Raw genomic sequence first — 22,041 nt, 5'->3', positions numbered from 1 at the left:
TTTACTCTCCGTTGTTTGAACAATAAATTAATGTGACCAATGAATGTGCTTAATCTTCCATTCACCATTTTGTTTTTCCAGCACCATCGTTTCCATGCCTTGATAATCGCGTTCAACACCTTTATGAGTACCTGTAGTTTGACTGCGCGACGCAGAGATAGCGGTATTTCCAAGTATCGTCACTTGATGTTCAAGTGTGCCGCTCTTCATCGCTGCTAAATACTTCATATCCGACAACATATGATGATGAGCATATTCATCAGCGCTCCTTTCAACGCGGCCTCCCTCGAAAATGGTGACATCATCCGCTAACTGCGCTCTAGCCTGTTTTTGATTGCCAGTTTCAAGTGCTTGATGAAATGCCAAAACAACTTTTGCGGCTGGGGTATCTATACCTTTAAACAAACCTTTGTCTTTGTTCTTATCACCATGAGCGTTTGCTGCGAAACTAAACGTCATTAATAAAACGAGTAATATATTTATTGTTTTCATTTTCATTCTCTCTTTTAGGTTTTAATTTGCAGGGCCAACAACACTAGTAAGCCCAGCCGTTACAGATAAAATGGCAAAAGCTACTACCATTTCTATCGAGATAGATTTAGATAAAGCCTCTCTGCCTTGACTATTTTTAAGTTGTGGAACGAGTATTAGTTTATGTTTAGCAGCAAGTGCCAAAATAGACACTACAAGGGCCAATTTAAACAACAGTGTTTGTCCGTAACTTGAGCTTATTAGTGCATCAAGACTTCCGACCAATTGAATCACGAGCCAGAGGCCTGCTACCAACAATAGGCTCAATGTAAAACTTGCTTGTTTGCCAAAGCTTTCCATCAGCAAATGAAGTTCTGCATAACTTAGCTGATGGCAAGCCTGTTTTAGTGGCAATAACGCCCCAAACCACCATGCCATAACGAGCACATGCAAAATAAGCAAGCCTTTTTCAATTGTGCCTAACTCAGAAATATGACCCAGTAACGTGAATGAGTATGCAAGGATTAATAAACTCAACATTAAAGCGCTTTGTTTTAAGTACGAGTTCACAGCGAGTTTGAACCTTAAAGCTAAAGCGATTATTGCGGTAACTAGCCCAAGCGCTCGAAGCAAAGCTCCAGTGCCGACAGAGGAGTCCCACATAATAGCCAATATATCAGCGTCTATCGCCCCCTGAATTCCCTCTTCTGCCATTGCACCAGTACTGGCAAAGAACCAAGTAATATTAGCGATCAAAGCCATAACTATATAAGTTCTTGTCCACGTTAAATTCGCTATTACAGCATTACTATGAGATTCATTATGCTCAAAAATTTGTCTGAAAAATGTATAGCCGGCAATACAGGCAAAGCCGACGTAAAATACAATTTTTGACAGTACAATGACTGTATTCCAGATATACATTTCCATATCAATCACACAGCCTTACTAATGAACCATAAAGCCGAAGCTATCTTTCATTTTATGTCCATCTTTACCTAAATAGGTCACATCAACGATATAGTTTGTTGGAGCTAATTTAGGTAGTTCCCATGAAAACTCTCTGGAAGCTTCTTTTGATGGTTTAAAGTCAAATTTAATATTTTCACCTTTTTTATTTTTCAACGTAACTTTAACTACACGTACCTCTTTGCTAAATCCCAATGTCAATTTTTCTGGAGTATTCATTAGCATTGCATTATCAGCAGGCACGCTTTTTTCAAGATGCACATGTGCAAATACTGCACTACTAAAAACAACACTGATTATGGTTAAAAGTTTAATTAATGTTTTCATATATACCTCTATTTATTTAATGGATTAACGACTAAATTTATCTTTGAAAATTTGATTACTTGGAATCCCAGCATCTGTAATTATTTTTTCCACTTCACTCATCATTGCTTCTGGACCGCACAAGTAAAACTCAGCCAAATGCAGTTCTGCTTTTTGGTTCATATACGGCAGAAGTACTTTTTGAACATAGCCTGAGTGCCCTTGCCATTCTTCTGAAGGATTAGAAAGAGTAGGAATATAAGAGAAGTTTTTATGCTTCTCACTCAGTGACTTCAATTCATTATGGTATAGCAAGTCATCTTCAGTTCGCGCACCATAGATAAGAGTCAAACCACTTTTATCTTTATGCTTTTTCAACTGTTCAAAAATAATAGACCTCAGTGGTGCAAGTCCTGAACCCGCACCTATAAACACGCGACTAACTTTTTTATTTGAAGTGGCATAAAAATCAGAAAAAGGGCCTCTTGCAGTTATCGTTTCACCTACTTGGAGTGAACCTAAATAACTTGAACCTATTCCTGCTTTAAAACCATTCTTTGCGGTCTGCCAACGGATATTAAACATTAACTCATCAGACTCCTCGTCAAAGTTAACTAATGAGTAGTGGCGAGTTACACCGTTATGAGAAAATTTTCCATGATAGTAGCTATCCCAGTATTTTTCATAGCACTCTGGCATATCATCTGGACGTAAGCTATTCATCCCTGCTGGCACATCAAATTGCATATATGCACCAGCTTTAAATGCCAACTGTTTGCCTGATTTCAGCTTAAATTTCACTTCCTTGATAAAAGGAGTAATGAAATTAGTCGCAACCACAACTAGCTCATGATTTTCAATATTGCGATCAGTATTAACTTCAATCGAACTAATTTCAGAGAACCTATGCTGACATCCAAGCCGATAACCTTCCTTAAGTTGCTCCTGAGATAAATGTTCCTGTTCAGATAGTGTGATAGGTAATTTAGTTGAACTTAAGAACACGCATTTGCCACAAGTACCGCCACCACCGCAACCTGAAGGAAGGTATACATGTGAACTAGCTAGCCCTTCTAATACAGTTGAGCGACCAACTGCTGAGATGTCAGTAATAATATTTTCATTGGAAAACGTCACTGCCACTTTTTGCCTGTTAGTGCCCCAACCTAGCTTCAGTAAACCACTTCTATACTGTTGTATCAGCCAAGTAACACCAGTAATTGAAAGGAATAGCGTTGCAAAAGCAAATGCAATGATCAACCAATGGTTAAATCCTCCAGAATTGCCATAGTCCATAAAGTGAAGCTTCATCATCAGATCTTTCAATCTGAAATCATCATTGGCATGGCGAAGTACTTGACCTGTAATACTATCTAAATAAATAGTTGTATTGTTCTCATCCTCAACGGCAACTTGCCACATAGGATTTTGCTGCCTTACGTGATCAGAAAACGGAGGTTGAGATAACACTGGAGTAGTTAACTTACCCTGTCCTGAGTAGGAGTTTTTTGCCAAAGTTAGTACTTGTTCTTCAGACAAATTAAATGGCTTTCCTGTTACAGCATCAAATAGCTTTGAGTGGCGCTCTTGATAGCTATGCTGCCCCTTATCGAACACAAAATGATAGTAAGGCTGATGTAAAACCCATATAAGGTTTACTTCCTGCGGAGCATTACTAGTAATGTCTTTAATAGGGAATAGGTCAAAGCCTGTAATGCTACCTTCATGATGAGAATGAACTCTAAGTTCATTACCACTGGCTTTACTGTGATCCATCAAATTGAAGTAAAGGCCCGTTCCCAACCAAATAAGCAGTTGTAAACCAACAAATAAAGAAAGCCACTTGTGTATCGTTGTATTTAACTTAAATAGTCGCATCAAATGACTCTCTTTTTATTTGGGGAAAGCACTCGGTAATAAGTCAATACTGCGCCAGTAATTGCTCCCATTAGACCTAGAGTTGCGACCAAGAACAAAAACCAGTTTGATACGTTTTCTCCATCATAGTAATCCATAATGTGGAACCGCCACATCCAATCAAACAATCGCCAGTAATCATGACGCTTGGCAACAAGTGATCCTGTTTGTTGACTTATATAAAATGTCGGTGTGGAGAATTGCTCAAACGTCACTCTCCAAACAGGTAAATGCCTTGGGGACAACTCAGCAGGCAAGTTTGTCGCTGACTTAATCAACCTTATGCTGTCGATTTGATGATTCAGCGCATAATGGTATTGTGCGATTTCTTTAGCCTTGGTTTCATCTACAAGGGCCTGAACAGCTCCAGTTTTAGCATCTATTGCTACTTTTCCATTTTCTCCATTAATAAAAGAATACAAAGGACGGCCCATACTTTGAGTAAGTGTAACTTGGCTAGCTTTAGGATAATCCGCAGCTAGCTTTACAATGGAGTAATCCATACTTGCTAAATCTATTTTGGCTTCCTCACTCTTAGCCAAGGTTTCGCCGTGTATATAGTGAATATCCATAGTCACCATATACACGCCTGTAATAGACCAGAAGAGGAATTGTATTCCGACAAATGCCATTAGCCATTTGTGATATTTTCTAGCCGTGCTAAGCATTATTCTCAGGCTCCACGTTAGAAAGCTCTTTGTTAAAGGCATTTACTTCAGGCTTTTTAATGATTGAGTAAATTGCAGGGAGTACAATAAGCGTGAGCAGCACAGCACTTGTCATTCCGCCTACCATAGGAGCAGCAATGCGGCTCATGACCTCAGAACCTGTACCAGTACCATATAAAATAGGCATTAAACCTATAATGATTGTAGCTACCGTCATCATTACTGGACGAACTCGTAAGCCAGCACCGTGCAATAATGCATCTTGATATGCATCATCTGAGATGAGTTCTGCTCGCTCCACCGCTTTTTCCTTAAGCTCAGCAAGTGCTTGATTAAGATAAACCAGCATTATCACGCCAATCTCAACCGCAACACCAGCTAGAGCGATAAAGCCCACACCAACAGCTACTGAGAAATTAAACCCTTCTAGATACATCAACCATAACCCACCGATCATTGCCATCGGCAAGGTAACGATAATGATAGCCACTTCACTAAACGCTCTGAAATTCAGGTAAAGCAGAATAACAATAATGGCGAGTGTTAAAGGCAATACATAGGTGAGCTTTTCTTTCGCTCTTTCCATATATTCGTATTGTCCAGCCCAAGTAATTGAATAGCCTGCTGGTAATGTCAGGTTATTTGCTAAGTGTTCTTTAGCATTTTCAACATAAGTACCTACATCAACGCTATCAATATCAATGAAAGTCCAACCATTGATTCTGGCATTCTCACTTTTAATACCCGGTGGGCCATTCTCTACTCGAATATCAGCAACATCACCTAGTGCAATGCGTTGACCACTTGGTGTTACAACAGGTAATCGTGCTAGCTGCTCAGGAGAATCTCGATAATCTTGCGGATAGCGCAGATTAACAGGGTAACGCTCTTGACCTTCTATCGTTTGTGTCACATTCATACCGCCAATCGCAGTAGAAACTACTTGTTGGACATCTTCGATATTTAACCCAAAGCGACTTGATTTATCTCGTGAAATATCAACCTTGATATATCGTCCACCTGCAACTCGTTCAGAGTAAACTGACGCTGTGCCTGTCACTTCTGGCAAGAGTTGTTCTATTTGTTGGCCGATATCCTGAATTACATCAAGTTCTGGTCCGGCGACTTTAATACCGACAGGCGTTTTTATACCTGTAGCTAACATGTCAATGCGGGTCTTGATTGGCATGACCCAAGCATTGGTTAAGCCCGGAAATTTAACCAACTTATCAAACTCAGCTTTTAACGACTCAGTTGTCACGCCTTCTCGCCACTCCTCCCGTGGCTTCAATTGAATAAAGGTTTCAATCATGGTTAGAGGCGCAGGGTCAGTTGCGGTTTCAGCTCGTCCTACTTTACCGAATACATTTTCAACTTCTGGCACAGTGCGAATAAGCTTGTCCGTTTGCTGCAATAACTCTCTTGCTTTACCGATTGAAATGCCGGGATATGTAGTAGGCATATACATAAGGTCGCCTTCATCCAATGGCGGAATGAATTCACTACCAATTTTATCGACAGGCCAAAAACCAACGATAGTCACTAATACTGCTGCGACTATTGTCAATTTTGGAAACTTCATGACTTGCTTTAAAACAGGCATGTAGATAGCAATCAATAATCGATTTAATGGGTTTTTCTTTTCAGAGACGACTTTGCCTCGAATAAAGTAGCCCATCAAAACAGGCACCAATGTTATTGCCAAGCCTGCTGATGCAGCCATTGCATAGGTTTTTGTATAGGCGAGCGGTGAAAACATTCTTCCTTCTTGCGCTTCTAAGATAAACACAGGTAAGAATGAGACAGTTATGATCAGCAAGCTAAAAAATAATGCAGGGCCTACCTCACTCGCAGCCTTAGCTACAATTTGCCAACGGTTTTCATCTGTTAGTGGTGTTTTCTCCATATGTTTATGCATATTTTCAATCATCACTATTGCACCATCAGTCATCGCACCAATAGCAATAGCGATACCGCCTAAAGACATAATATTGGCATTGATGCCTTGCATATACATGATGATGAATGACACCAATATACCTAATGGTAGAGTAACAACTGCCACAATTGATGAGCGAAGATGAAATAGGAAAGCAACACAGACAATAGCCACGACCGCAAGCTCCTCTAGCAACTTGCTCCAAAGGTTATCAACAGCACGATCTATTAACTTCGATCTGTCATAGACAGGGACAACCTCCACCCCCTCTGGTAAAGAAGATTTGAGCGACTCAAGCTTTTCTTTTACCCCATTTATGGTTTGTTGAGCGTTTTCACCAAAGCGCATAACGACAACACCACCAACAACTTCGCCTTCGCCATTAAGTTCTGCGATACCACGGCGCATTTGAGGACCAAGGTTAACGTTGGCAACATCACCAATACGCAACGGCGTGCCTTGTTCGTTAATACCAAGTGGAATTTTCTCTATATCACTAACTGATTGAATATACCCCGTTGCGGTAACCATATATTCAGCTTCAGCCATTTCCACAACGGATGCGCCAGTTTCTTTGTTCCCTTTTTGTAAGGCTATTTGTATTAAACTTAGAGGAATATCGTAAGCTCTCAATTTGTCAGGATCTACTTGCACTTGATACTGCTTAACCATACCACCAACGGCGGCAACTTCGGACACGCCCGGAACAGTTTGTAGTTCATACTTTAAGAACCAGTCTTGAATGCTTCTTAATTGGCTTAGATCATGGTTTCCAGACTTATCTGTTAAAGCGTAAATGTATACCCAACCCACACCTGTTGCATCAGGTCCTAATTGAGGTTTTGCCGAATCAGGCAGGCTTGATGCTACTTGGCTTAAGTATTCAAGTACTCGGCTTCTAGCCCAATACAAATCAGTATCATCATCAAAAATAATGTAGACGTAGGAATCACCAAAGAATGAGTAACCACGAACAGTTTGCGCCCCCGGCACTGATAGCATCGCTGTAGTAAGTGGAAATGTCACTTGATCCTGCACAACTTGTGGTGCCTGTCCCGGATAACTCGTCTTAATTATCACCTGCACATCAGAAAGATCTGGGAGTGCATCTACTGGCGTTTTTTGTAATGAATACAAACCACCAAACGCGATAATTAAGGTAATCAACAAAACAAAGAAACGATTGCCGATAGACCATCTAATAATTGATTCAATCATTATTTTTCTCCCACTTAATGATTAGAATGATCAACAGCAGCTTTATTTTCCTTGCCGTGTTGTTCATCTGATTCAAGAGAGATTTCAGTGATAACTAAGTCATCCCTAACCTCAAAAGTGAAAGTGACATTATCACCAACATTGAAATCAACTATTTCTATATTGTCCGCGACGATAAAATCCATCGTCGCAGCAGGTCTATCCCACTTCTCTATTGGGCCTCGGCTAATATTTAGAATCCGTGTATCAATATCAATCGCATTAATTAAACCTGATACTGTTGCTGATGATACTTCTTCACTCATATCAGCAGGCTCACTCATGATATGAATTCCAGTAACTTCATATCCACCCTCTTCGGTTTTGCTCACTTCAAAGTGCAAAGATTGACCAGACTTCAGTGAATCAATATCTACCTTTTCACCTACATCGAAGTCCATTGTCATTTCAGGCCAATCCCAAGCCTCAGCAGGACCATGAGTAATATTAACCATACGATGTCCCGCCATGACGCTGTTGATTTCGCCTTCCATCCAAACAGAGCTAGGCACTTCGTCATGAGTCATTCGTTTAAAATCAGAGTTTTTACTTGATTCAGAATCAATCAAGAATTGAGCAGATGTCACCACAACATCATCTTCATTAAGACCCTCTAAGATTTCGATACTATCGATATCAACCCGGCCAATTGTCACTTCGATAGACTTAAATTGCCCATCCCCCAAGGCAAGTACAACTCTGTCTTGTTTACCTGTGCGAATGACGGCTTCTTTAGGTACGAGTATCGTGCTATCAGCTTGATTAGCGTGAATAGAGACTTGTGCAAACATGTTTGGTTTTAATTGATAGTCTGGGTTGTCAAACTTCAGTCTCACTCTGAGTGTGCGTGTTTTACTATTCAATGTTGGATAAACATAATCAACGACACCAGCCCAGTCCTCTCCGGGTAAATAATCCAGTGTCATTGATACAGGCAGTCCTTCTTTAATTAAGGCTGCGTCACGTTCAAACACTTCTGCTTCAACCCAAACTTGATCTAGTTGACCAATGCTTAATAAGGTGTTTCCCGGCTTGACATAAAAGCCTTCTCTAATCTTCAAACCGTCAACAACACCTGCTTGTGGTGAATAAAAGGTGATGGTTTGCTGAACTTTTCTAGTCTTTTCTAGCTTTTGAATGAAATCTGCTGAAAGCTGTAACGCTTTAAGGCGATCTTTCGCCGCCGAAATTAAGGAACTATTGTCGCGCTTTAAAGCTATTAAAAGTTCTTCTTGCGCGTTAACTAACTGAGGAGAATACAGTGTATAAAGAGGCTGCCCTTTCTCTACAGGGTTACCTGCCGCTTTGACATAGAGTTTTTCAATCCAACCATCAACACGTGGGTGGATATGAATTAGCTTATCTTCATCATATTGAACGTAACCAACCGTTGATATTTCAGTATGCATATTTTTCAGCTCAACAGGTGCAGTGCGAACCCCTAGGTTATTCACTACATGAGGCGCAATTTTTACTGCTCCGGGACCAAAATCATCACCAGATGATTCTTCCTCATACACAGGAATTAAATCCATCCCCATAGGCGACTTACCGGGCTTGTCCCGGCGGTAATTAGAATCCATCGGTGCAACCCAATACAGAGGCTTTTTCTCTGCTGATGTTGTTTCATCTGTATTACTGTTTGACCCTGCACCTTGATATAAGCTCAATACTCCTGCGCCTAGCGCAGCACCAATGATGATGGCAATAATTGTTTTAGTATTCGTTGACATTATTTTTCTCCAAATTGCTGATTGGATAAGTGCTGATTAGTTTTGTGTGAAGTTTGCATCGACTTATGTTCAGCATTTGAGTTAGATTGAGAACGTGCAAAGAAATAGTTGATACGAGCAACTGTTTTAAGTGCGTCAACATCAATTCTTAAGGCTGATATTCTGGCATTTAATTCTGCGATTCTTGCTCGAACAACTTCGGCAAAATCGCCATCATCATTTGTGTAAGCTGTCAATGACGCTTCTGCTTGGTCATGAGTTTGTTTAAGGAGTTGTTCTTGATAGATAGATTGCCTATCAGATAAACGCTTAAGCTGTCTAAGCTCCTTTTCCACCATACTGATCATTTGCTTTGTCAGTAATAGTTTCTCGGTTTTAATAGTCTCTGAATCTGCAATAGAAGCTGCAACTTGCTTATCTTGTCTGTTCTCGGTGAACAAGGGTAAATCAAACGTTACTCCAACAGAAAATAAATCAGCTCGGCTATCACCAGAGGGCATATTGTCCCGATAGGCATAACTAGCATTAACACCCCATTGCGGTTCATATTGCTGTTTAGCTAACTCAACTGCTTTTTCTGAAGCTTTGCGTTTTATATCAATTGCAAGTATGGCTGGGTGATTCGAAAGCTCCTGAGCCAATAGATTTCTTGAGTAATTAGATGCTTTTAGGACTGTTGAATTGTTCAAATGAATTGCAGGCAACTTTTTAGAAACCCTAAACTCTAATGGTTGCGTATCAAAGTTAAATGATTCATTCAAGCCAGCAGCATCGTAGATATGAAGCCACTCATTAAGGCGAGCGATTGTTGTTTCTAGTTTCTGCTTTTGCGAAGTTAATCGGTCATCTAACTGCACGATTTCCAATTGAGCACGAATAACATCTTGTTGTCTGGTTTTACCAACAACATTTGAGTAGCTAGCTTTAGTAACTTCCGCCATCTGCTCAAAGAGCGCCCAATCCGCTTCAATCAATTTAATGGTTTGTTGAGCTAAGTAAGCATCTAACCATAACTGTGATACTTGGCTTATCAGTTTAGCCTTACGATCCTCTCGTAGCAGTGGAAATTTCGTTGACTCAATTTTTAATTGCTCTTGTTTAATCTTTAAACTATCACCTCTAGGAAACATTTGAGAAACACCAACCTTTAGTTGAGTCATTCCTTCCTGATCTAAGTCCCAAGTATCTGTTGGTAAATTCATTATCCCTAGTGATACTTTGGGGTCAGGCAAAGTACCTGAAGCGATACTTCTATTTTCAACCGCGCTTTGTTTTAACCGACTCCCATGAAGCCAAGGATCATTTTGCTGAGCCAAGGTGATAGCTTGTTCAAGTGACACTACTTTCTCAGCTTGAGCTGAGAATACAGACAAGCCGAGCATTAGCGAAGTTGAAATTAGAGTAAGGCTTGAAACATTTAATCTCATTAGAATTGCTCCTCATAAGCCTTAACTTCTGCATATACTTTACTCGTTCCATCTTTAAATAAAATTAATACGTTATATGACATAAAGCGGTCGCCGACTTCCATACCAGGAGAGCCAACAGGCATTGCTGGGACAGATAATCCAATCGCATTGGGGTGCTCTTCTGACAAGAACTTCTGAATAAACTTAGCGGGTACATGACCTTCAAAGGCAAATCCATTTCTACTCACTGCCGTGTGGCATGAACGGTAATTAGGTTTGATACCATACTTAGTTTTGATGTTGCCGATGTTTCGGAAATCTTTGGAATGCGCAACGATCCCTTTGTCTTCAATATGAGTTATCCATTTTTTACAACACCCACAAGTTGGGGTTTTATAAACGATTAACTCCAAAGGTGTTACGTCGTTATTGTGTGCATGCTTATGTTCATTGGAGTTTGCAAACGCAGGTGAAAGCAGCATTAGAACTGCTATTTTTAAATACTTATTGATCATTTTTGCCCCCAGACATCGCTGGAAAATAGCTATAGCGCTACGACGCTATATTGACTAACAGAAAAATTAATTACATGTGCGCGAAATTTAGACGCACTAATCCTGTATTAGGCAAAAATTGGTGGACGATAAAGGGAAGTGGAAATTGAATGAGGTTGTTTAGATTGCATAGCAGCTACAGATTCACTCAATATTTGAATATCTGTCGAGTCAACACTGGAATTTAGGACTGTCGTAGATGAGCAAGCATTTGCAGGACAAATACATTCAACGTCACAACAATCTTCTGATTGACCATTACTGCTTTTATTCATATCACCATGATCCATCTTCATGTGTGATTCGTGAGAACCTAATGACATTTCGCAAGACATAGCAGAATAAGCAAATGCTTGCCCTACAAAGGCAAATAGCATAAGCGTTATTACTAAGACTTTTGAAAATGCTTTAGACATAAAATCCTCATAAAAATACACCTCTTATATTAATATAAATTTTCGAATAAGTAAATTGATATCATCAAAACATTTATGAGTTATTTTGTTAAAGTTAATTTTAACGGATGCTATAAAAACCGCTCTTAAGCTTAATGTTTATATCCAAGTTCATGTCTTAAATAGCTTTTTAGGTTCATTTTTGGCAATAATTGAGCCCAATCATAGGCTGTTCATTTTTTTGAATATAGCATTCAAAACAGCTTCCATATTCACATATCATTTAATGAATTGTCTGAGTGATATCTATGTATTCGAAACTATCGTCATAACATCTACCTACAACATAATTTGTACCTTTTAGCTTATCCTTGCTGAATTGGATAATATTATGAGAATGCGTTAGTAACTCACCATTTAACTGCCATGTAGTCGCAGCAATTCGACCATCCGAGTCATTACAGTTGAGATGTAATTCAAACACTTGATCTGTTTCATGCATATTAATACTACCGGTTGGTTTCTGATTTGGTATCACGCTCACTTCAAATGACTGCGAACCTGTCTGACCAAACTCAGTTTCAACATCAACGCGGATAGTATGATCACCAACTGATAAATCTCCAATACTTTCTCTATAGCGCTTGCTTTCCATGACAAGCTCGCCATCCAAGTACCATTTATACACTGAAACTCTATCATCTGGATGTGAAAGCCATACACGAGATCTAAGTGATACATCTAATGGATATCTCAGGTATTCATTACTGAATGTACGCACGATCTCAATTTCTAATGGGGTTGGAGGTAAAACTTCTACAATTTGGCTTACTTCTTTGCTTTGTCCCCTGCTGTTAGTAACCCTAAATGTGAGATTTTTCATTCCTTCTTGGGAAAACTGCAGAGTAAACTTGCCGTCATCTTGATTTAACACTTTAACTCCGGGTGTTTTTAGTAGCTCATATGTATACTCGACGCCAGGAGCAAAATGACGCTCTAAGCCTACCCATGCAATATGTTTAGAAGGCATATAATTTACTGTAGCTGGCATGTTTAGTTCAATTTCAGGAAACTCGTATGTCCAGCTTTTCACACGAACTCTAGTCTCGTTGATTGTCTCTTGCTTTGACCCCTCTACCCAAGCTTGGTAGGTCAGAATAAAGTTTCTTCCTTCAAGAAGATTTTCACTAAATGTCAGGTCAAATTCACTATCATTTATTACTTTCCCATCCGGTAACACCCATTGGTTTTGAGTCCTACCATTAATAGACTCAGTTCTTGTGAAAGAGCTTCCTTTAATGTGGTGTGTAGAGCCGACTTCGACTAGATCAGGGACATCTAAATCAAAATAGAATCGTGGCGCTCTTAAGAAGTAGTATCGCGCCCTAGCTTCGACAAAAGCTTCATCACCCAAACTACTGTCACTTGCTATCCCGTTATATTTCATTCGGGCATTGATATCTCTTCCTGTAAAGTCATCTTTATAGAATGAGATTTCTGCTGGACCTGTGAACCAAGACTTACGATTATCAGTTGACCACTCGATAACACCATCCCCATTTTGAACGAGGTTATCTCCGTCATACAAAACGAACTTTGCAGCTTCATTAAATAGAACTTCATTAGTTTGTTGAATTAATAGTTCAGGTTTTTCATAAGCAACAACTTTTAGAGTACCGCTAGTTGACCATTCACCTGTAAACTTATTTTCAACTTTAACTCTCAAGTATTCAATTTCTTCGTTTTCATATCGCTTACGCCAACGTAAAGTATCTTTATGTTCTGTAGACTCCCTCCAATCTGAACCGTTACTTGAAACTTCCCACACAACTCGGCCAAGTGATCCAACATCTGCTCGGTCTTCAGGTGAGTAAATTGCTGAAGCTCTCAATGGTATCCGGCCCTTAATTAAGCCATCCTTTAGCTCCCCTTCAATTTTAGTGCCTTTGTACACAATAAAGTATGCACGAGCAGACTGAATATAGTACTCATAATCAGGTATAGGTGTTTTTGCTTTTGCTACTGCAACATAAATTCCACTTTCTTCGCCAATAACTTCCATTGGCATTTTTATGAAGGCTTCTCCTTTCGCATCAATTGTGACAGTTTCTGTTAATGGTTCAGGTATATTTCTTCTGTCGTACTTACCTATGTAAACTTCCCATTCACCCATTGAGCTTTTGTCATAAACCCATCCATCGATTCGATTGTAATTCCCAAGGTTGATTTTAGCTGTTACTTCATCGGTAGATAGGATCTGATCATCTTGAAAATCTAGATTAACGCCAAGTGTGCTATCAGGAACGACTAAAGCTTTAATGCTTTGGGATGCATTTATTTCTGGCATTCTATGGTACTTAACGTTGTAATCGATAGGGAATACTTCCCATAGATTGCGTTCAACTTCAAAAGGCATATCGAACCTACCAGATGTTCTAAATATTTCACCTGTTCTTGTAGAAGGGTTTTTCGGAAATGTTTGGCTAACCCCTTTGGTGTCGAATGTCATATCTAATGAACCAGGGCTCGATACAGTACCCATTCTGACAATTTCACCACCCGAGTATTCAACTGGATAAAAACCGTTTATAAGTTCTCGCCTTGAGCTAGCTTCAACTGAAATCCCTGTTGGTTCCTGAGAAGAAATCTGTGTTTTTTCATTAGGTATGATCAGCGTTTCACCAAACTCATTAATTATTTCGATATCGCTTTCAATTTCTACAAGCGCTTTGTCTAAATAACCAACAGCCGATGGTGTTCTACCTCGCAATGATATTTCAAAGCCTTCTGGTAAATTAACCCAATTGAATATGCAACTTTTAACACCTTTGCGCGCATATTTAACCGCGAGGTCTCTTTCACTATAGAACCGGCACTCTTCGCCGCTCACTTGTTCAGAATCTAAATAAACCAATTCAATTAGTCTGAACGGTAGATAGTCGTTTTCACGATGCTTTATATCAAACGACATAGGAGCAAAGACAACATTTAGATCATAATTAAATTTATCACCTGAAGAGTTTTTAACTACAACACTAATTTCTGCATTATCTTTTGGTGATAACAGCTGAGTTAAGCCATTAATAGTGACAATACCGTCACCAACAGAATTTAAACTTAATGGCACGCCGTTTGATTGTACACTCTCAATAGTGACACCATTTACGTAGCCATTAAACCCTGCTACTAACAGTTCACTATCAAAGTAGAACTCATCATCTTCCTCCATACTTTGGCTGTTTCTGAAAATAGAAATTGATGGCTGCTTACGAGATAAGAATGCAGCGTTTTTAAATTCTTTTTTATCTGATTTTGAATATAAGTACTTTGAAGTAACCGTAATATCGTAGTGTCCATCTGGTACACTCTGCACATCAGCTGTATAAATAAACTTGTTATTAATAACTTCAGGCCCGGTTAGATTTTTTACTATTACAGTTTCACCTTCAGTAATATTATCGTTTTTAAAAAGAGTAGTACCGTCAAATTCAAGTTCCTTAAGGACTTCGTGCGAACTACTAACTTTAAACTCAAGTTCAATCGATTTAGGAAGCCACCATGTACCTGATATAGCTGGAGACGGTTTATCAAATACAACTCTCGCTGTTTCGTTCTCAACATCTATAGAAGCGCCTAACAAGCCAAAGCTCAATGGCAAACCACTAGCCCTTGCATTAACTTTTACTTGCTCTACCCGAGAGTATGCATATTCCCAACTTACAATGGCCTGTGAGTTTATTTCTTTATCAGTAAAGTACTTATTAATTGAATTTACCTTAAACTGGTGAGAAACAATGCCATCCTCATAGCCAATGTAATTTTTATTTCCAAGGAAATAAGGAGTGATATTTATTGTGCAGGATGTACTTCCAGCATTTATTAAACAACTCCCCAAATTATCGACAATCACCTGTTGTGAATAATTAACTGGCTTAGTAGTGATTGAAATGGCTTTAACCTGAGCGTTTGGATCGTGATTGACATCGCTATTATTGTCGATCCATTTATTCCCTACATAAATAGAATATTTTGTTAGTTCAGGCGCAATTGGGGCCTCGACGTTAAAAGAAGTAGTTCCAGACTTGATTAGTGTTTTCTCTTTCTCTGCGCCAAAATAGGCAAACACTTTATACCCAACAGGCACAACTCCGCTCATTCTCAATCGACCTTTAAGAGAAAAGTTATCTCTATCAAGCTCATCCATACCAACCCATTCAAAATAACACTTTCCAGATACATTTTTGTTGGTACCAATTGCAACCGCTTCATTGGTCACAATGTCACAGAAACCTGAAAACTTAGTTTGGACTGCTTCAAAACTAGACTCTTTTACGTGAGATACTAATCGACCACCTAAATTGTTAATCTTAAACTCGATTTCATCTTGAACTTTATTTAGTGTGATTGTTCTGGAATATAAATGTCCCAGAGTATCCTTGACCGTAACTTTTATTGTATTTAAGCCATTTTTGAAAATAACAGTGTCAGGTATTGTGGCCACACCAATTTTTGGCTTGTTAAAAGCAACGTTAGAAGAATTAACTTGAATCGATACCAGGTCAACGTCATCTGTAAATGAATTGAAAGTTGAAATTACCAGCTCTTGATTGTATGCAAAGTTACTGCTGTTATTTTGCTTAACACCTGATTTGAAAATATCAATTTTGGGGGCAGCTTTGTTAATTCTTAACCCATTAAAATTTTGGTTAGAAGGGATGCCACTTGAATTTGTGAAAGCCACAGAAGCACCATAATAACCATCTTCAATTTGCGTCATATCGAACGTGTAAACATATGCACCATTTACACTTTCTCTCTTAGTGCTCGTAATAGTCTTATTTGCAGTAACTAGTGAGCCATCTTTTGTATATAGAACATTCCCGCTATAGGTGATGCCACTTGAAATGGTTGGCTGACTATTTCGGCTGAATTTTACATTTAACTCAGATGGGGCCCACCAATCGCCAACAATCTCGCTTGAAGGCTTATTTAAAACGAGTTTAGCTGTGTTATTCGAAACTTGAATTGATTTGCTATTAACGTTTATTGTCTTTGTAGTCGCATAACTAGCAGGCATTGAATTAACCTCAAAAAGGTCAATTTTTGTTGGTTGGTAATTCCAAGGAACAGTTAAAGCGTGTTTGGTGTTACTAACTCCCCAATAACTATTACTCGAATCAACTGACACTTGATAGCTTAAAGAGCCCACTTTATTTGAAATAGCATCACCAAGCTTTATTTCTGAAAATGAAATATCGCATGAAGTAGCGCCACTTACTACTGTACAGCTACCAAGCGATGGTATAGATACCTTCTGACTGTAATCCCTTGCTTCAACATTAACTCTAACTGCAGAAAACTTGTTTGCGGGGTTGTAATTGGTATGGCTACCTACGCTTTTCCATGAGTTTCCAAGCTTAACTGAGTATCTTTGGACAGTGGGCTTAACTGGAGCTGCAAAATTGAAAATAAAGTTTTTTGTATCAACTAACTTTTTAGCTTTTGCTGACCCTGAATAATAATAAATTGAGTAGCCAATACTATTCGGACCTGAATTGGAGGCGACGCCTTCAACTTTAAATCCATCAATTGAATAACCGGCTGTGTTATTCCATTCAAATAAACAATATCCAGCGCTTAAGGTTCCCCCTTGTAATGCTAAATTGTTATCTGTAGTGACAGTACAGTAATCGTCTATAACAGTTTGGCGAGCCTCAAGCTTGAAGTTTCTTACGTTTGAAATAAGTGTGCCTGATTTGTTCTCGATGACAAATTCTGGTTTGTAGACATTCATCGTTCCTTTGATAGTTGTGATAGCAATAGCGCTAAATGAAAACATCAAAGTAGTTAAAGCCGCTGCCTTTAAATAACTCATTATTAGACCTTGTTGGAATTACTCAGAGTTAACTTACCAACTTAGCCAATCAATAAAGCCTGAAAAAAAATTGAAATAGAAGAAAAATTCGTTTTATTAATTTTGGAAGGGAATGATTAAAGAAATTTCCAACCAACCCTAGTCAAACTGCACTATCACATTTAACTTTGTCATTAAAAGCAACAAAGAAAATAGCATACATCGATATGCATAAAGTTGTTTCTGAATAGATTGCAACAGTCTTCCATATGGGAAATTTTGCCATGACTGGATACAAGCTTAACCAAAACACAGTGTAAATTGATAAAGTAAACATAGCTGGTTTAATGATCTTCTGTGGAAGAAGATGTTTAAACTTAACTAAGATTAATCCACTGCACTGTTCAACTTTAACAGTGCAGTCCCCATAACCAATATATGTACTGCCCCTTACTGCTCGATTAAAAGAGTTTCAACAACTTCTTCCGTCGTATTGCTTTTGATTCTAATTTTTTTAGCGTGTTTGTTGAGCGACACAATTTCATCACAGAACCCTTCTGTTGGGTATAACGTGTACTTGTAATCGATAACCTTACCTTCATCGTCTTTTACAGCAGCTATATCATACTTCTCTAAAATGCCAGCATTAATAAGGTCTTTCATTGTTGAAGTCATATTTCTGCGAATAGCGATTAAGCGATTTTCAGTGATGTCTTCTGACTCAATAGAGCCAAACTTAATCATTATTCTTACAAGCATGAAGTGATACGTCTTTTCGGGGCTGGCGTATCTAAACAATGTATAAAGTCTGGTTGTAAGCCAGCTAGATAAGGTTCTCTTAAATTGTTGCGCCTGGTTAAAGTAATATCCTTTATACGATACAGTTTCAATTTGCTGAGCCATGTACTCATTAAGAAATACAATGCATCTCTGAGTGCTTGGCCCTTTTTTACCAGAAAAATGAATTGACCCCAGATAAGGCATTTTTGCTTCATTTGTTTCTACTTCACCATTTGAGCTGGTGCTGTAGTTAAAAGACAGTTGACTCCCTGACAGGATTAGTAGCGCTTCCTTTAAATCTGGATAAGATAATGATTGATTAACTGACTTAAGCTCTGCATTTAGTTCATTCATTTTAAAATGAATTGCGTAACGAGTGCCGCTTGCGTTATTAATCTTAGAAATATTGCCTTTAGTTGCAAGTGATATAAGCGCCCTTTCTACCTTTTCTTCGCGGTCAGATGGCCAAGCAACATAGTCAGTTTCTTTACCTTTGATTACAGCTGGTGAAATTTGTAATTCACCGGTGTATTCAACACCATCCAACTTATCAGAAATAGAACGAGAATTAACGAGCCTTTCTGGTGCTTGTCTAATTGGGTATATGGTAGTTTTAACTCTTACAAAACGAGACCATAAATCATATAAAGGAAAGGTATTTGATAACGAATTTGATTTCAAACCTTCAAAATGCACATCAGTAAAGAGTTTGAGCTGCTCAACCTCAGCGGCTTCCTGAACTACTAGCCCTTTAGTGCTGATAGTCTCTGGCAAATTATTTATTGTAAGTTTGTTTTTGCTCATACCGAAATTCCCGCATACTTGAATTTCAAATATATCAAATCGCTATATAAATAACACAGTAAAATGCACCATTATTAAAAAACTCTTTATAATCATTAAGATAATAGAGTGCAACTGTGATCTGACTACCTATTAAGCCTATTAAAAATAACGTGTAATTGCGATCTGGTAGATTGAGTAACAGTATGAATAACGTGTAACTGCGATCTGAGTTCAAAACCTATCTATTTGATTAACGTGTAAATGCGATCTGAGGTGAAGATTTAGTTCAAAAATAACGTGTAAATACGATCTGGGATGAAAATTGAGGCCGAAAAATAACGTGTAAATGCGATCTGGGATGAAATTTGAGGCCATAGAATAACGTGTAACTGCGATCTGGGATGAAATTTGAAGTCATAAAATAACGTGTAAATGCGATCTGACACAAAAATTTAGCTCATAAAATAAAGTGTAAATGCGATCTGAGAAGCTACATAACTACTGAATAACGTGTAATTAGGGTCTGAGATTTATTTTCAGTATATTATTTCATCAACTTACTTCTGTGTACCCGATGTGAACTTAAAACTATTGGTCAAAAATAAATCGGAAGAATTTGCTCTAAAAAGGACAGAGAAATTACAAAATAAAGTGTAAAACCGATCTGAAAAATAAAACACATATATTTCAGTGATTTACAGAATTGTACCACACGCAAACAAAGGTAACGGGCGAAAAAAAACTTTTTTCAAATGAAAATTCACTAAACTTCTGTAGTATGGATTCAGCAGGGCTGTGAATAACCCCCTAAAAAAAGGTGTAATTGCGATCTGAGAAGCGTGCAATTGCGATCTGGTACAGTAATTTGGCCTATTTTCAATCATTTCGAATAAAAATCAAACTGTGGTTGTGAATAAAATAAAGTGTAAATGCGATCTTGAGCAATGTCGTTGTGGATATTTTACAGGCAACCCTTTATAACCTGTTGATAATAATATCAATATGAGTACCAATAACGTGTAGCTGCGATCTAAGTAAGGTGTAATTGCGATCTAAATAACGTGTAATTGCGATCTCATTTATTTTTTATTAGCTATAAAAATCAATAAGTTAATAGCACAATCCACAGCGCTAACCTAAAGATCTAACCTATATATTTAACCATCATTATCCTTAATATTTATTCTTAGCTCTCAACAAATCAAATTAAAAATGATATTTGGTATTTAAAAAGAACTAAGCTCAATACCTTTAGCTAATTAGTTCTTTGCAAAATGCACGATGTAACTTAGCTGTCATTCTGTTGTTAAATAAACAATAGAAGGCATATTCATGAATTTTTCAATCTCACTCTCTACCGCAAAACATCTGTTTGTGGATGCTTGTGGTGTAGCAAATGGCTCAAAATGCAACATATCTGCGTTGGATTATATCCACTTCTCATTAATTGGCGGCATAGCAGAAGTGATAGGAACGGACACTCAATCGATTGTTAGGCAATCTTCACCAATTGATGCGTTTGAAGATTATGAGATTTGTATCAAAGCCAAAAAACTTAATACTTTTATAAGTAGCTTTACCGATGAAAGTAAGCCACTAAAATTTCAATTCGATGAAAATAAAGTAATTGTTAAACATGGTCGTTCAAGAGCTTCAATAGCTACAATGTCATGCGATAGCTACCCTATTCCCAAAATTGTAATTCCTATTGGCTTTCAATTTTCTTGTGATGCTGAGTCATTTAAGTCTGCTATTTCTGGTATTTTTTATGCCAAGGCGAATAACGATGTAAGGCCGTTCCTAAATCATATTAACTTTTCTATAAATTCTCATCAGATGAAGTTATACACTAGTGATGGTCATAGATTGGCTAAGGATATTATTCAGTTAGAAAATTCTGTAGATGATTTGAATGGTATCTTGCCATTTAAGCCTGCTGGAATGCTTCTACAAGCACAGACTGATGGTAATTTGAGCTTTTTCTTTGATGTGAGCCACTTCTATTGGTCAGCTGAAGGAACAGTATATGGCACGAACTTTTCAATTATCTACCCTGCCCTTCTTTTTTGTTTGGAAAAAGATAAACAAGGAGAACCAAATGGGTTAATTGTGTTTGCTTTGCCAAGTAATCAACGACCTAATGAAAATACGCATTTGTATCATGCGCCACTGATGAATATTTATTCGAATGGAGTTGTTTGCCAAGGAAATGCAACTTTACCCAAAAAGATCACATCAATTACTGAATGAATGAAGGCATGAATGATGTTGAGAAAACTGTACTGGCCTCAAACTTTACTCACGTAAACCACGAAAAGACCCTTAAAGCAAAGGAAGTTGTAACAACGCAAAATTTGCTCGCATTTTGGATCGCTAAAGCCAACACAAGGAGCCTAAGTAATGCAAAAGTAAGAATGCGAGAGTTAAATCGATTTATGCGTTTGGGAGAGTTTTTAAGCTCGGCCTTGTGAATAATTCACATTATATGTCCGGCCATATTAAAAGGTTAAAAAATAAACATACTTTTAATTTCATCAGAGTGGATTTCTAAACCATTAAATGTATCAGTAATTGGTGCGGGTGGTACAGGATATGCGTTTTTATCAGAATGTTTTCAGCTTGATTATTTGTTGCGAAAGGTCACTAATCATCAAGTTCACTTAAACATCAGAGGGTATGACGATGGTGAACTACCCAGCAACATCGGTTCATTCTGATCACAGGGCTTCTACAGTCTAGCTTAACGGCTAGGCAGCTTTTTTTCTCAGATCCAAAATCCAACTTCGATAATTCGAAGACTTTCATTTTAACAGATTGTTTCTGCTGAGATGCGGGTGTTACCCTTGCAACGATTCCAGCCGCAATTATATCTAATTCACCTGTACTAGCTATGCTTTTAGCAGCAGCTAGATCGCGGCTTTGATACGCTCCGCAAGCCGTACAAGTAAAACGCCTATCATTCAATGTTAAAACATGGCGTTGCCCGCACTCCGAACAAATTCC

The 22,041-nt window shown here is 38.3% G+C and carries 14 protein-coding genes; 1 reads left to right on the top strand and 13 read right to left on the bottom strand.

Annotation, left to right across the window (positions count from 1 at the left end):
- Positions 1–27: 27 nt before the first annotated feature.
- The 12 genes from AN394_RS16315 to AN394_RS16260 form a co-directional block, all read right to left on the bottom strand.
- Positions 28–498, bottom strand: coding sequence for a DUF4440 domain-containing protein (locus AN394_RS16315; RefSeq protein ID WP_055022011.1), 471 nt, complete (start codon positions 496–498; stop codon positions 28–30).
- A 15-nt stretch (positions 499–513) separates the two neighbouring features.
- Entirely contained in the window at positions 514–1,401 is an 888-nt protein-coding gene (locus tag AN394_RS16310; RefSeq protein WP_045979603.1) for a copper resistance D family protein, read from the bottom strand.
- 18 nt (positions 1,402–1,419) lie between these two features.
- Positions 1,420–1,767 carry a copper resistance CopC family protein gene (locus AN394_RS16305; protein ID WP_016708251.1) on the bottom strand — a complete coding sequence of 116 codons (348 nt, stop codon included), beginning with the start codon at positions 1,765–1,767 and terminating at the stop codon, positions 1,420–1,422.
- A gap of 24 nt (positions 1,768–1,791) precedes the next feature.
- Positions 1,792–3,624: a 2Fe-2S iron-sulfur cluster-binding protein gene (locus AN394_RS16300; protein ID WP_055022010.1), complete on the bottom strand. Its 1,833-nt coding sequence runs from the start codon at positions 3,622–3,624 to the stop codon at positions 1,792–1,794.
- Positions 3,624–4,235 (bottom strand): PepSY domain-containing protein, encoded by a 612-nt coding sequence (locus AN394_RS16295; protein ID WP_226899251.1) that lies wholly within the window; start codon positions 4,233–4,235, stop codon positions 3,624–3,626. The genes AN394_RS16300 and AN394_RS16295 overlap by 1 nt, the downstream gene beginning before the upstream one ends.
- 88 nt (positions 4,236–4,323) lie before the next feature.
- Positions 4,324–7,488, bottom strand: a complete 3,165-nt coding sequence (locus AN394_RS16290; protein WP_055022009.1) for an efflux RND transporter permease subunit — start codon at positions 7,486–7,488, stop codon at positions 4,324–4,326.
- Between the two features lie 14 nt (positions 7,489–7,502).
- Complete coding sequence (locus AN394_RS16285; protein ID WP_055022008.1) at positions 7,503–9,260, bottom strand: efflux RND transporter periplasmic adaptor subunit; 1,758 nt, start codon at positions 9,258–9,260, stop codon at positions 7,503–7,505.
- Positions 9,260–10,687, bottom strand: coding sequence for a TolC family protein (locus tag AN394_RS16280; RefSeq protein WP_055022007.1), 1,428 nt, complete (start codon positions 10,685–10,687; stop codon positions 9,260–9,262). Before AN394_RS16280 ends, AN394_RS16285 begins: the two co-directional genes overlap by 1 nt.
- On the bottom strand, positions 10,687–11,184 hold the full coding sequence (locus AN394_RS16275; protein ID WP_055022006.1) for a DUF411 domain-containing protein: 498 nt from the start codon (positions 11,182–11,184) through the stop codon (positions 10,687–10,689). The genes AN394_RS16280 and AN394_RS16275 overlap by 1 nt, the downstream gene beginning before the upstream one ends.
- Positions 11,185–11,291: 107 nt before the next feature.
- Positions 11,292–11,639 (bottom strand): hypothetical protein, encoded by a 348-nt coding sequence (locus AN394_RS16270; RefSeq protein WP_055022005.1) that lies wholly within the window; start codon positions 11,637–11,639, stop codon positions 11,292–11,294.
- Between the two features lie 262 nt (positions 11,640–11,901).
- The gene (locus AN394_RS16265; RefSeq protein WP_055022004.1) at positions 11,902–17,493 is read right to left on the bottom strand and encodes a hypothetical protein; all 5,592 of its coding nucleotides are present in this window, start codon (positions 17,491–17,493) and stop codon (positions 11,902–11,904) included.
- A gap of 429 nt (positions 17,494–17,922) precedes the next feature.
- Entirely contained in the window at positions 17,923–19,056 is a 1,134-nt protein-coding gene (locus AN394_RS16260; RefSeq protein ID WP_055022003.1) for a hypothetical protein, read from the bottom strand.
- A gap of 1,314 nt (positions 19,057–20,370) precedes the next feature.
- Between AN394_RS16260 and AN394_RS16255 the strand changes: the two genes are divergently transcribed.
- A complete protein-coding gene (locus tag AN394_RS16255; RefSeq protein WP_055022002.1) occupies positions 20,371–21,288 on the top strand; it encodes a hypothetical protein in 918 nt (305 codons plus the stop codon).
- A gap of 417 nt (positions 21,289–21,705) precedes the next feature.
- Here AN394_RS16255 and AN394_RS16245 read toward each other — a convergent pair whose 3' ends face one another.
- A complete protein-coding gene (locus tag AN394_RS16245) occupies positions 21,706–22,038 on the bottom strand; it encodes a zinc ribbon domain-containing protein (protein ID WP_268795665.1) in 333 nt (110 codons plus the stop codon).
- Positions 22,039–22,041 lie beyond the last annotated feature (3 nt).

Source organism: Pseudoalteromonas sp. P1-26 (assembly GCF_001401795.1).
In the GTDB taxonomy this organism is placed as follows: Bacteria; Pseudomonadota; Gammaproteobacteria; order Enterobacterales; family Alteromonadaceae; genus Pseudoalteromonas.
Note: the sequence above shows the minus strand (reverse complement) of the source record. Positions and strands in the feature narration are given on the sequence as shown.